This window comes from Nocardia sp. NPDC050406 (assembly GCF_044459025.1).
In the GTDB taxonomy this organism is placed as follows: Bacteria; Actinomycetota; Actinomycetes; order Mycobacteriales; family Mycobacteriaceae; genus Nocardia.
In genome coordinates this window covers 1,617,579-1,630,297 of the sequence record NZ_JBITIM010000001.1, presented here as the reverse complement: position 1 = coordinate 1,630,297, position 12,719 = coordinate 1,617,579, and the positions used below count along the sequence as shown (strand labels likewise).

The window sequence follows — 12,719 nt, the reverse complement described above, 5'->3', positions numbered from 1 at the left end:
CGTGGGCCGAGTCCGCGCGTCGGAACAGCTGCACGCCACCACTGTTGCGGCACCTCCCAACGGTCTTCGTCGGTAGCGTCGGCAGCGAGAACAGTTGTGGCGTCGAGCATGATCCCCCGAATCGTGGAGCGTCGTTTCGCAGGGAATGTAGCGCTACCGTCCGACAAGCCTTGGGGCGCACCGCGCCAACGGCTCGGGCGCCCCGGCCACGAGGGTGCCCGAGCCGTACGCCGCTACTTCCCGGCGGCGCGGGCGATCTCCTCCGGATAGCGCGCTCCGGCGAACGCCTCGGTCGGCGCGGCGGCCTCGATGCGGGCCAGATCCGCCGGGGTCAGAGCGATATCGGTGGCCGCCACGTTCTGCTCGAGGTAGCTGCGGCGCTTGGTGCCCGGAATCGGCACCACGTCCGCGCCCCGGCTCTGCACCCACGCCAACGCGAGTTGCCCTGCGGTGACGCCCTTTTCGTCGGCCAGTTCGCGCAGCGCGGCGACGATGGCGAGATTGCGGTCGAGATTGCCGTCGGCGAAACGGGGGAGACGGCGGCGGAAGTCGTCGGCGGGCAGATCCTCGGTCGAGGTGATCGCCCCGGTGAGGAACCCGCGACCCAGCGGGGAGAAGGGCACGATGCCGATCCCCAACTCCCGGCAGACGGGCACGATCTCGGCCTCGATATCGCGGGTCCACAGCGACCATTCACTCTGTAGCGCCGTCACCGGATGCACCGCGTGCGCGGCCCGAATGGTGGCCGCCGACGCCTCGGAGATGCCGAGGTAGCGCACCTTGCCCGCCGCGACGAGCTCCGCGAGCGCGCCCCAGGTCTCCTCGATGGGCACAGTCGGGTCCACCCGGTGCTGGTAGTACAGGTCGATGTGGTCGACGCCGAGCCGTGTCAGCGACTCGTCGGCACACTGCTTGACGTACGCGGCATCACCGCGCGCGCTCATCGACCCGTCCTCGCCCCAGACGATGCCGAACTTGGTGGCCAGCACCACCTCGTCGCGACGGCCCGCGATGGCGCGACCGACGAGCCGCTCATTGGTCTGCGGCCCATAGATGTTCGCCGTGTCCAGCAGCGTGACACCCAGATCCAAGGCCCGGTGGATGGTCGCGATCGACTCGTCGTCGTTGTCGCGCACGCCGTAGGCCTGGCTCATGCCCATACAGCCGAGCCCTTGCGCGCCGACGGTCAGTGCGCCGAGTGTGCGGGTCGCGATCATGCGGGACTCCTTCGTGGTAACGCCGGGATTCGGTAGTGAGCGGGGCTCACGATCACCGACGGTACGACCTGGAGCGCACTCCAAGTCAAACCCGACCCGGCGCGGATCTCAGCCGTCGCCTCCGCCGCCGCCCGAATAGCCGGTCGGCGGACCTCCGCCACCGGCGATGGCGGCGACGGCGAGCAACAGCAATACCAGGGCGACGACCCCCCAAATCCACTCCATGACGGAACGCTACTGCGCTCGACCCGGGCTCGGCGCGCCCCCGAATCTCTCGACGGGAGAACTCGGGGCACGAAATGCCAAGCGCCCCGCACGAATTGCTCGTGCGGGGCGCTTGGTACAGCGTGTCGTCAGCCGACGGTCGCGCCGACGCGCAGGGCGTGCGGCTCGATCGCGCCGCGCACGATGGCCCGCTCGTCGATGGTCTCCGCCTTGTAGGGCAGGGTCGACAACGTGCTGGTCATCTTGGCGACCGGATCCTCGATCGCCTTCGGCGTGCCGAAGATGAAGGTCCACTCGTGCTCGTCGCTGACGTACGGGACGACGGTCTCGAACAGATTGTGGAACCGGGTCCACGAACGCTTCAGCGTCTCGTTGCGCCACATGGTCTGACAGCCCGCCTGTGCCGCGAGCACGCCGCCCTCGGCCAGAATCGCCTTGCAGCGGTTGAGGAAATCGTCCTCGTACAGCCGGTTGTGCTGCGCGTCCTCGACCCGCTCGTCGGGCAGGTCGATACAGATCATGTCGTAGCGCACTCCGTCGGCCTCGGCCTTGGCCAGGAAGTCCCAGCCGTCGGCGTAGTGCATCTTGATCGGGCCGGTCTGGGCCACCGCCTCGGCCAGATCCGCCTGGGTGTAGCCGTAGGGCAGGTGCTCGGCGCACAGCTCGACCTCGAGCTGATCGATATCGACGTGGTCGACCAGCGACGCGCCCGCCGCCACCGACATCTGCGAGGCGACGCCCTCACCGGAGCCGATGATGAGCACCTTGTCCAGCTTCTCCGCCAGCGCGTACCCCGGGACCAGCATGGCCTCGTGGTAGGTGAGCTGCGAGAACTCCGTCGACTGCCGGTCCTCGTCGGAGAACAGGCTGATGCCCTGCTCGGTCTTGGCGATGATCATGTGCTGGTACGGGGTGTTCGTGTCCACGATCACCTCGGACATGTTCCACACCCGGGTCAGGCCCTCGCCGACCGGCTCGTGGATCCGGCGCGAGCTGTGCCCGCGCTGGATGACCTCCATGTTGACCGACCCCGGCGACAGCTCTTCCTTCAGCAGCTCGACGGCCTTGGTCGCGCCGGAACCGATACTGCCGCAAGTGAATACGTCGACGAAGATATCGCCGGATTCCGGGTAGGTGTGAATGGAGGCGTGCGACTCGCTCAGCAGCGCGAGGATGGTGACACCCTGCGGCTGGAACTGCTTGTGCACCACATCGCAAATGGTCACCCCCGCGGCGACCAACGATTTTCGGAGCGCACTCTCGAGTCGTTCGAGGTCGTCGCAGAGCTGCGGGTCGACACCACCGAACTCGGCCAGCACATGCCAGCCGGTGAATTCTGCCGTCATAAGCGAACTCACTCTCGCTCAGCGCCGATGACATGAACAGTCAAAGGCGGAAAACCGTTGAAGGACACCGACGAATAGCTCGCCGTATAAGCGCCGGTATCGAGGATCCGAACGGGATCACCGGCTCGCAACGTGGTCGGAAGGAGGACACGCGTGCGTTGATAGAGTACATCGTCGCCGTCACAGGTCGGACCGGCCACCACCGCCTCGTCCGCCGGATCACCATCCCGGTCGGTTTCGATGCGGTACGCGATGTACTCGTTCTCGGTCTCGGCCATTCCGTTGTAGCGGCCGATATCGAGGTATACCCAGCGCCGCCCGTCCGGCGCCTGGCGAACATTCACCACTTCGGCGTGGATCACACCGGTGCTGCCCACCAGGGCGCGACCGGGTTCCACCACCAGCGTGGTGTGTTCCGGGAAGTGCTGGGCGAACGCCTCGGCGATGACAGCGCCCAGTTCAGATACCGTCGGTGCGGCATCGACGTACGAAATCGGAAGTCCGCCACCGATATTCAGCGACGGCACCGGAATATCCTTGACGGCCAACGCTTCCGCGATGGCACCGGCCTGCTCGATGCCGATACGCCAGGCGATCGGATCGGTCTGCTGCGAGCCCACGTGGAAGTACGGGCCCGCCACCGTCAAACCGAGATCGCGCGCCCGCACCAGCAGCCGGGCGGCCTCACCGGGATCGCAGCCGAATTTGGTGCCGAACGGCGTCTGCGACTGCGGCGCGGACGACAGGAAGCGGCACTCCACCTCCGAACCGGGAGCGTGCTCGGCGATCCGCGCCAGATCGCCCTCGGTATCGAAGGCGTATCGGCGCACCCCCGCCGCGTAGGCGGCGGCGATATGCGCGGATTTCTTGATCGGATTCCCATAGCACAACACGGCCGGGTCGACGCCCTGCGCCAGACACAGCTCGATTTCGCCGACACTGGCGACGTCGAATTCAGCGCCCTCGTGTCTGAGCAGCCGGATGATCTCCGGTACGGGGCTCGCCTTGACGGCGAAGCGGATGCGCGCCGCGGGTAGCGCGGCCTGCAGGGCGCGGTAGTTCGCGCGAACCTTGTCCAGATCAATGACGAGACAGGGCGATTCGGGCGTGTTTGAATCGATCAATCTAAGGGAACTCTCCGTGGTTTCAGGCTGCGAGGCGCATTTAGGCAACAGTGCGCGAGAATAGCAGCGGTAGCCCTCGGGAAACGAACTGGCTCCTCCGCCTCCCCGGAACTTCAGCGCCCGGCCGAGTGCCGTTGACCTTGGCAACGCGTGCCGACGGTTGGGAGCCAACCCAATTCTGGTCGTCCCCGACGAGTTACCCGCACCACACGAAATCAGTTGTCGCTTTCGGCACCAGCCACAAGTCATCACCCTGCCGAGACGGTGACCTCGTCGAATACCACTTCACCGGCCGCGTCGGACTCGGCCAGATCCACCACGGCCTCGAGGGCCCAGCCGTGGTCTCCGGCCGGGTCGTCGAGGACCTGGCGGACATGCCAGAAGCCGGGCCGTTGCTCGATCTGGAAGAGCTTGGGTCCGCGCGCGTTCGGGCCGATGCCGATCTCGGTGTACTCGGCGAAGTAGGGCTCGAGTTCGGTTTCCCAGTCCAAGCCGTCGCCGAGGTCGTCCAGGGCGTCCCAGCGCCGCAGCGCGGCCATCTCCACGCGCCGGAACATGGCATTGCGCACCAGGACGCGGAAGGAGCGCTCGTTGGCGGAGATCGGGCGCGGCGTCTCCGCGCCGAAGGCGACCTCCTCGGTATCGGTCTCCGCGCCCGGATTGGTGAGCTGCTCCCATTCGTCCAGCAGGCTGGAATCGACCTGGCGCACCAATTCGCCGAGCCATTCGGTGATGTCGTCGAGCTCCTCGGTGCGCGCCTGTTCGGGCACGGTGCGGCGCAGCGCGCGGTAGGCGTCGGCGAGGTAGCGCAGCACCACGCCCTCGGAGCGGGCCAGCTCGTAGTTGGAGACCAGTTCGGCGAAGGTGAGCGAGCGTTCGATCATCTCCCGCACCACCGATTTGGGGGAGGGCTCGAACTCCGAGACCCACGGATGCCCGCCCTTGTAGGTCTCGAAGGCGGGTTCGATGAGATCGGCCAGGGGTTTGGGCCAGGTGACCTCTTCGAGGAGTTCCATGCGCTCCTCGTATTCGATGCCGTCGGCCTTCATCTCCGCCACCGCCTCGCCGCGCGCCTTGTGCTGCTGGGCCATGAGCAGCTGCCGGGGATCCTCGAGGGTCGCCTCGATGAGGGAGATGACGTCGACGGTGTAGGTGGGGGAGTCCTTGTCGAGCAGTTCGAAGGCGGCCAGCGCGAAGGGCGAGAGCGGCTGGTCGAGGGCGAAGTCGCGCTGCAGGTCCACGGTGAGGCGGGCGCGGCGGCCGAATTCGTCGGGCTCGTCGAGCTGCTGCACCACCCCGGCGTCACGCAGCGCGCGGTAGAGGCGAATCGCGCGCAGGATGTGTTTGCGCTGCGCCGGGCGCGGCTCGTGATTCTCCTCGAGCAGATGGCGCATGGCGTCGAAGCAATTGCCCTTGCGCGCTATCACATTCAGCAGCATGGAGTTGGTGACGGTGAAGCGCGAGACCATGGGTTCGGGCGTCGCGGCGCAGAGCCGGTCGAAGGTCTCCTGCGACCAGGACACGAAACCCTCTGGCGGCTTGCGCTTCTGGACCTTCTTGAGCTTCTTGGGATCGTCCCCGGCCTTGGCGATCAGGCGCGCGTTCTCCACCTCGTGTTCGGGGGCCTGCACCACCACGGTGCCCATGGTGTCGTATCCGGCGCGGCCCGCACGGCCCGCGATCTGGTGGAACTCACGGGCATTCAGTCGCCGCGTGCGCACACCGTCGTATTTGGTGAGCCCGGTGAGCAGCACGGTGCGAATGGGCACATTGATGCCGACGCCGAGAGTGTCTGTGCCGCAGACCACTTTGAGCAGTCCGTCCTGTGCCAGCTTCTCCACCAGCCGCCGGTACTTGGGCAGCATGCCCGCGTGGTGCACGCCGATACCGTGACGAATGAAGCGCGACAGGGTTTTTCCGAAGCCGGTGGCGAAGCGGAAGTCGCCGAGGCTGGCGGCGATGGCGTCCTTGTCGGCCTTGGAGGCGAAGTTCACGCTCATCAGCGCCTGCGCGCGCTCGATGGCCGCGGCCTGGGTGAAGTGCACGACGTACACCGGGGCGAGGCTGGTGGTGACCAGGTCTTCCAGGGTTTCGGTGATCGGCGTGCGCACATACGAGAAGCTCAGCGGCACCGGCCGTTCCGAGCCGGAGACGATGGCGGTGTCGCGGCCGGTGCGGCGCTTCAGGTCCTGGGCGAAGAAGTCGACCTCGCCGAGAGTGGCCGACATGAGCAGGAATTGGACGTCGGGCAGTTCGATGAGCGGCACCTGCCACGCCCACCCGCGATCGGGATCGGAGTAGTAGTGGAACTCGTCCATGATGACCTGGCCCACATTCGCCGCCGCGCCTTCGCGCAACGCCAGATTGGCCAGGATCTCCGCGGTCGCGCAGATGATCGGCGCGTCCGGGTTCACCGCCGCGTCCCCGGTGACCATGCCGACCTTGTCCGCGCCGAACACCTCGCACAGCGCGAAGAACTTCTCGCTGACCAGGGCCTTGATCGGCGCGGTGTAATAGCTGCGCTGCCCGCGATTGAGCGCCGCGAAGTGCGCGCCGATGGCCACCATGGACTTACCCGAACCGGTCGGGGTGGCGAGGATGACGTTCGCGCCGGTGAACAGCTCCAGCAGCGCTTCCTCCTGCGCCGGGTACAGCGTCAGCCCCTGGTCGAGGGTCCACTCAGCGAAGGTTTCGTACAGCCAATCCGGGTCCACATCGGGTACGGCGCGGTCGGGAACCAGTTCGGATAGCTGCACCCGATCAACGTTACTGTGCGGGCTGGCTAGCGCTGATCGCCACCGTCCGCGTCGTCGCCGAAGCCGGACTGCTCGGCCAGGAAGCGTTCGAACTCCGCGCCCAATTCCTCACCGGTGGGCAGATCGTTCTCGCTGGCGAGCAGGCTGGACTGCCGTTCCTGCGCGGTGACGAAGCTGTCGTACTGGCGCTCGAGGGCCTCGACCACCGTCTCCACCTCGGAATTGCCGGAGATGTGCTCGTTGACCTGCTCGCGGACGCGCGCTGCCTGTTCGGTCAGCGCCGCGAGGGGCAGGTGCAGGCCCGCGTTCTCGGCGACGCTCTCCAACAGGGTCTGCGCGGCCTCCGGGTAGGCGGTCTGGGTCAGGTAGTGCGGCACGTGCACCGAGAAGCCGATGGACTCGTGGCCGTGCTGGGCCATCCGGTACTCCAGCAGTGAGGACGCACTGGCCGGAACCTGCAGTTCACCGGGCCACCGCTGGTGGTCACCGATGAGGTCGCGGTCGCTGGCGTGTGCGGTCATGCCGAGCGGGCGGGTGTGCGGAATCGCCATGGGGATGGCGCTCAGCCCGATGGTGCGGCGCACGCCGAGCTGTTCGGAGAGCAGGCGCACCGCGGTGACGAACTTCTCCCAGCGCAGGTCCGGTTCCAGCCCGGCCAGCAGCAGGAACGGGGTGCCCTGGGTGTCCTTGACCGCCCACAGGTTCAATTCCGGCTCGGTGTAGTCCGAGAAGTGGTCGGTCTTGAACATCATGAGCGGCCGCCGCGAGCGGTAGTCGAGCAGTTCGTCCATATCGAACGAGGCGACGAGCTCGGCCTCCAGGCTCTCGCGCAGATGCGTGGTGGCCAGCCGGACGGCGTGACCGGCGTCGGTGAAACCCTCCAGTCCGTGCACCAACACCGGACCCGCGCCGTCAGCGGAGGACAACTGCGGCGCGGGGAACTCCAACTCGTACATGCTCGACTCGTAGTCCATCGCGTTCTCCTTCTTCCTGCATGGTCTCCCACCGGCGTGGTCCGGCGGAACTCGGCGGCACGCCTGCCGCGGTTCGATCGCCTGACGGGCGGTACTGGGACCACACACATTGTCCCTCATGCCGTCGCGTGCACGCGCCCCCTGGGGTAGTGCCCGCTACCCCGCGTGCAACACGCCCGACCGGGAGGTCCATTCCCGCCGGGTCGGGTGTGCGGCGTGGCATCCCGGATGAACAGCGGAAATTCGGCATAGTGGACGGGTGACCGTGCCGGATTCGCCGGGGCGGCGGCGGCTTCCCAGGCCGCGCCGCGCGCCCGCAGTTCTCGGAATCGCCGTCCTGGGCGGTGTGCTCGCCGCCTGCTCGACGACGGTGTCCGGACAACCGCAGGCCTCGCAGATTCCCCAGCCCGTCGCCACGGGGGACAACTCGGAACTGGCTCGGCTGCTGCCGAATCCGTCGCAATTCCCGTCGCCGTATCTGGCGATCACCCTGCCGCCGGAGACGGCCGGACAGGCGGCGCGCGATCTCGACGGGATTCTGCCGGGGGCGCAGGTCGATCCGGGGGACTGCATGCCTACGCCGCCGGTGTCGGATCCGGCGGTGAGCGTCGGGACCGACGACAGCACGCGGGCCACGCTCACGGTGGAGTTGGTGCGCACCGATCAGACGCTGTCGGCGGTGGAACAGCAGGCGCAGCGGTGCGGTTCGGTGCGGGTGACGCAGAGCGGTACCACCGCGACCGTCACCACCGAGGTGCTGCCGCCGCCTCCGTTGGATGCCGACGAGACGGTGGCGCTGCGGCGCACGGTGCGCTCGGAGACGGGTGGGCCGGGGCTCACGCGGACCATGCAGACCCTGCTCGGTCAGGTCGGCGATGTGCGAATCAATGTGACGTACATGTCTTTCGGGGATGACAAACCCGATGGGGAGGCCCTGGATTCACTGTTCACCACGGCGGTGAGCAAGGTGCGCAAGGGCTGAGTGCGCGGGGGGAGCGGGCCCTGCCCGGCCCGGCTCCCGGTCGGCGGTGGCTCAGCCCGCCGAACCGCTCGGCAGCAGTCCGCCGAAGGATCCGGTACCGCCGGGACTCTTGATATCCCAGGTGAGAACGCCCGAGGAGGTGCCCTGCCTGGCGGTGATGTGGTAGCTGCCGTATTCGCTGGGGTTCCAGACCACTTCGGCGCTGCCGCGATGGGAGTCCCACGGATCCTGTTCCGGCCAGGCGTATCCCACGACCTGCCCGTTCACCATGACGGCCACCTCGTCGAGGCGATTGTCGCCGATGGTGCGCACCCGAATGACGCAGCCGCCGGAGGTGTCGCAGGTCTCCCCGGAGATTCGGGCGTCCACGCGAATGTTCTCCACATCCGCCGAGGCGGTCGGGGCGAGCAGCACCGGCAGGGCGGCGGCGGTCGCCACGGCGACCGCGAGGCCGCCGAAACTACTTGTCTTCATTGCTGATTCGAACTTCCTTCCGACACCGTTCGGTGGTGTCGAGCGGGACTGTAACAGCAGCGTGGCGGCCGTTCGGGTGAAATGAAACGCTGCGCATTCAGATTGTTGCGCGCGGTGGGACACAGGATTCGGTCTCCCGGACGGTAGCAGGCCGCACCGACACATCGACGTCGGTCGCGCGGACGGAAGGCCCTGCTGTCCACAACCTTCCGCGTACTCCACAGACTTGCGAAAAGCCCAGGTCGGTCCGGCGGCCACGAGGAGGCGGCGGCGCACTCTCGATGCCATGACGACGCCAGCCGAACACTTCGCCACCCACCGCATCACCGGACCCGACGTCGCTCGCTGCGGTCGATGTGAACCCCTGCCACTCCTCAGGACTTGTTCGTCGAGTCGGGATTCGATGCGGGATGGGGAGCCTCCTGATGCGGGGAAGCCACCTGACGACCGTGCGGAAGCGTCACCTGAGCCTGCGACGCGCGTGGGGCGAGAGCGGGCCGATACCGCGGTCGAATCGGCTGCGCCGCCGTGGGATTCGGTAAGTGTCGAGGCGTGCCATGTGGGGCGGCCCGGGGAGTTCATCGCGGCGGTGCCCGCCATGCTGGGATTCACGCCCGTGCGGTCGCTGGTGGTGGCGGTGCTGCGGCCGGAGCCGGGACGGGTGGATACGGCCGCCGTGGATGTGGTGGCGCGGGTGGATTTCGAGAGTCCGGGGCGGGGAGAGACCGAGCATATGGTGGAGCGGGTGGCCGCAATCTGCGTGCGGCGCAGCGCCGTCGCGGTGTTGGCATTGATCGTGGACGATCGGGCCACCGCGCCGACCGTCGAGCATCCGGGGGTGCGCGCACGTCGGCATCGGCTGTTGATCGGCGCGCTGGAGCGGCGGTTGGCGGCGGACGGCGTGCCGCTGGCGGGTGCGTGGGTCACCGCCGCGATTGCTCCCGAGCTGCCGTGGTGGAGTCTGCTCGGGCCGAAAGAGCAGGGGGTACAACCCGATCCGGCGGCCTCGTTGGTCACCGTGGGGCATGTGCTCGAGGGCAGGCCCGTGCGTGGGTCGCGGGCCGAACTCGCCGCCGTGGTGGCGGTGGATGCGGCGGCGCGGTGCGCGGTGGAGCAGGTTTTCGACGCCGCGGTGGCGGGTGCCGCGCACCGGCTCGCGGCGGCTGTCAGCGGGGGCGATCCGCAGTCCTACGGCCGTGCCGCGCTGCGCAGGGTGCTGGCCCAGATCGCGCACGTCGAATCCGGGGCCGATCTGGCGGCGGAGGAACTCGCGGAACTGGCCGTGGCGCTGCGGGATTCGACCGTGCGCGACGCCATGTACGCCCTCGCCCCCGGTGATCACGCGCGGGCGGCCGAGACCCTCTGGGTACGCATGACCCGCTGCCTGCCCGACCCCGACCGCGCCGAGGCGGCCGCGCTCCTGGGTTACTGCGCCTACGTACGCGGTGACGGCACGCTCGCGGGCGTCGCCCTGCAAGCCGCGCTGCTCTCCGATCCGGGCCACACCATGGCCCGGCTGCTGGACACGGCGCTGCAATCGGGTATGGCCCCGGAACGCCTGTGCTGCCTGGCCACATCGGGTTACGAGGCGGCCAAGGACCTCGGCGTCGACCTCGATGTACCTGGCGGCGGGTTCGACACCGGTGCGGCGGGCGGCGGAGGCGGCCCCGGTGCGTGCCGCTGCGATCCAGAGGCGGAGCAATCATGAGCCCTCGTCCACGTCAGGGCCGGAAACGCGGTGCGCCCCAACATCTCAGCGATATGCCGGAATGTCGGGGCGCGCGACGACGGGCGCGGTCAGCGGGCGCTGTGCGCGCGGTCGCCCAGCAACTGGATGAATTCCCAGGCGTCGGCGACGATTTCGTCGAGATCGGTGTGCTGTGGCTGCCAGCCCAGCTCGGCGACGGCGCGGTCGCTGGAGGCGATGAGGACCGCCGGGTCACCGGCGCGGCGCGGGGCGTCCACCGAGCGAATGGGCAGGCCGGTGACGCGCTCGCACGCCGAGATCACCTGGCGCACCGAGAAACCGGTGCCGCTGCCGAGATTGAAGATGCGGTGCTTACCCGGCTGCGACTGGGCCAGCGCCAACAGATGCGCCTGCGCCAGATCGCGAATGTGGATGTAGTCGCGCACCGCGGTGCCGTCGACGGTCGGGTAATCGGTGCCGAAGACCGAGATCGACTCGCGATGACCCAACGCGGTTTGCAGCACGAGGGGGATGAGATGGGTCTCCACCACGCGGTTCTCGCCGAGTCCGGCGTACGCGCCCGCCACATTGAAGTAGCGCAGCGAGGTCGCCGCCAACCCGTGCGCCACCGCGTACGAGGTAATGGCGTAGTCGATGGAAAGCTTCGACGCGCCATAGGGATTGGTGGGCCTGGTGGGCGCGTCCTCCACGATCGGCACCTGCTCCGGCTCGCCGTACACGGCGGCCGTGGAGGAGAACACCAGCCGCGGCGTCCCCGCCGCGCGCATGGCCTCCAGCAGGGCGAGGGTCTTCACCACATTGCCGTGCCAGTACTTCTCCGGCTGCTGCACCGACTCGCCGACCAGCGACTGCGCCGCGAAATGCAGCACGCCGTCGAAGTTCTCGGCCGCGATCAGCTCGGTACCGACGGTGGCGATATCGCCCTCGACGAATTTGGCCCCGGTGGGCACGCCGTCGGCATTGCCCGTCGAGACATCGTCCACCACGACCACCTCGTGGCCGTCCTCCACCAACACCTGCGCGCAGACGCCACCGACGTAGCCCGCGCCACCCGTCACCAGAAGTTTCACGCCTCAGACCAGCTTCACCTGGACGGCGTGCGCCATCTCGTCGGAGAGCTCGAAGCCCTCGTGCCCGGGCACCTGGATGATCACCGCGCCCGGCTTGGTCTCCACCGTCACGCGCGCGTCGGGCACCACGCCCGCCTCACGCAGCTGGTTGATGATCTCCGGATCGGTCTGGATGTGCTCGGAGAGCCGTCGCACGACCACCGCCACCGACTGGCCCGACGGCAGATCCGAGAGCCGGACGAGCCGCTCCTCGCCACCGGCGGAGGCCACCACGCCCAGCTCGTCCAGACCCGGGATCGGGTTGCCGTACGGCGAGGTCGTCGGGTGGTTGAGCACCTCGACGAGACGCCGCTCCACCTCCTCGCTCATGACGTGCTCCCAGCGGCACGCCTCGGCGTGCACGTTCTGCCAGTCCAGCCCGATGATGTCCACCAGCAGCCGCTCGGCGAGACGGTGCTTGCGCATCACCGCCACGGCCATGGCACGACCCTTGTCGGTCAGTTCCAGGTGCCGGTCGCCCGCGACGGTCAACAGCCCGTCGCGTTCCATACGCGCCACGGTCTGGCTCACCGTGGGACCACTCTGTTCGAGGCGCTCGGCAATGCGAGCGCGCAGGGGCGTGACGCCCTCCTCCTCGAGGTCGTAGATGGTACGGAGGTACATCTCCGTGGTGTCGACCAGATCCTTCACCTGTTTAACCCCTTACGTCGTGCACGAATTCTACCCATGCGCGGCGACTGCACCGGGCGACAGCTTATTTCGCGAACGCAGTGTGAACACCCAGGGCGCGCTGCGTGTTCCCCACGGGTTTTCCGGGTCACACGGCGCGCCCGCGCATGGTCA

Annotated in this window: 10 protein-coding genes; 2 read left to right on the top strand and 8 right to left on the bottom strand. The window is 68.1% G+C overall.

From position 1 onward, the window contains the following. Positions 1 to 233: 233 nt before the first annotated feature. From ACIBH2_RS07830 to ACIBH2_RS07810, 5 genes are all read right to left on the bottom strand, one after another. Complete coding sequence (locus ACIBH2_RS07830; protein WP_397114620.1) at positions 234 to 1,217, bottom strand: aldo/keto reductase; 984 nt, start codon at positions 1,215 to 1,217, stop codon at positions 234 to 236. Positions 1,218 to 1,570: 353 nt separating this feature from the next. Beyond that, entirely contained in the window at positions 1,571 to 2,788 is a 1,218-nt protein-coding gene (gene speD / locus ACIBH2_RS07825) for an adenosylmethionine decarboxylase (protein ID WP_397114618.1), read from the bottom strand. Positions 2,789 to 2,796: 8 nt separating this feature from the next. Then, entirely contained in the window at positions 2,797 to 3,909 is a 1,113-nt protein-coding gene (locus tag ACIBH2_RS07820) for a type III PLP-dependent enzyme (protein WP_397116880.1), read from the bottom strand. Between the two features lie 251 nt (positions 3,910 to 4,160). Next, positions 4,161 to 6,668, bottom strand: a complete 2,508-nt coding sequence (locus ACIBH2_RS07815; RefSeq protein WP_397114616.1) for a DEAD/DEAH box helicase — start codon at positions 6,666 to 6,668, stop codon at positions 4,161 to 4,163. A 26-nt stretch (positions 6,669 to 6,694) separates the two neighbouring features. After that, a complete protein-coding gene (locus tag ACIBH2_RS07810; RefSeq protein WP_397114614.1) occupies positions 6,695 to 7,642 on the bottom strand; it encodes a proteasome assembly chaperone family protein in 948 nt (315 codons plus the stop codon). Positions 7,643 to 7,901: 259 nt separating this feature from the next. Here ACIBH2_RS07810 and ACIBH2_RS07805 point away from each other — a divergent pair, with 259 nt between their 5' ends. Further along, a complete protein-coding gene (locus ACIBH2_RS07805) occupies positions 7,902 to 8,624 on the top strand; it encodes a sensor domain-containing protein (RefSeq protein WP_397114612.1) in 723 nt (240 codons plus the stop codon). Positions 8,625 to 8,675: 51 nt separating this feature from the next. Here ACIBH2_RS07805 and ACIBH2_RS07800 read toward each other — a convergent pair whose 3' ends face one another. Then, positions 8,676 to 9,098 carry a hypothetical protein gene (locus ACIBH2_RS07800; RefSeq protein WP_397114610.1) on the bottom strand — a complete coding sequence of 141 codons (423 nt, stop codon included), beginning with the start codon at positions 9,096 to 9,098 and terminating at the stop codon, positions 8,676 to 8,678. A 481-nt stretch (positions 9,099 to 9,579) separates the two neighbouring features. Here ACIBH2_RS07800 and ACIBH2_RS07795 point away from each other — a divergent pair, with 481 nt between their 5' ends. Then, on the top strand, positions 9,580 to 10,806 hold the full coding sequence (locus ACIBH2_RS07795; RefSeq protein WP_397114608.1) for a DUF4192 domain-containing protein: 1,227 nt from the start codon (positions 9,580 to 9,582) through the stop codon (positions 10,804 to 10,806). Between the two features lie 89 nt (positions 10,807 to 10,895). On the opposite strand, the gene galE is transcribed toward ACIBH2_RS07795, so the two are convergent. Both galE and ACIBH2_RS07785 read right to left on the bottom strand, forming a co-directional pair. Further along, positions 10,896 to 11,876, bottom strand: coding sequence for a UDP-glucose 4-epimerase GalE (galE, locus tag ACIBH2_RS07790; RefSeq protein ID WP_397114606.1), 981 nt, complete (start codon positions 11,874 to 11,876; stop codon positions 10,896 to 10,898). Between the two features lie 3 nt (positions 11,877 to 11,879). Continuing rightward, positions 11,880 to 12,566 carry an iron dependent repressor, metal binding and dimerization domain protein gene (locus tag ACIBH2_RS07785; RefSeq protein ID WP_397114604.1) on the bottom strand — a complete coding sequence of 229 codons (687 nt, stop codon included), beginning with the start codon at positions 12,564 to 12,566 and terminating at the stop codon, positions 11,880 to 11,882. Between the last annotated feature and the right edge of the window lie 153 nt (positions 12,567 to 12,719).

Coding starts and splice junctions, on each gene's coding strand:
- ACIBH2_RS07800 (WP_397114610.1), bottom strand. CDS start 9,098: ATGAAGACAAGTAGTTTCGGCGGCCTCGCGGTCGCCGTGGCGACCGCC.
- ACIBH2_RS07810 (WP_397114614.1), bottom strand. CDS start 7,642: ATGGACTACGAGTCGAGCATGTACGAGTTGGAGTTCCCCGCGCCGCAG.
- ACIBH2_RS07830 (WP_397114620.1), bottom strand. CDS start 1,217: ATGATCGCGACCCGCACACTCGGCGCACTGACCGTCGGCGCGCAAGGG.
- speD (WP_397114618.1), bottom strand. CDS start 2,788: ATGACGGCAGAATTCACCGGCTGGCATGTGCTGGCCGAGTTCGGTGGT.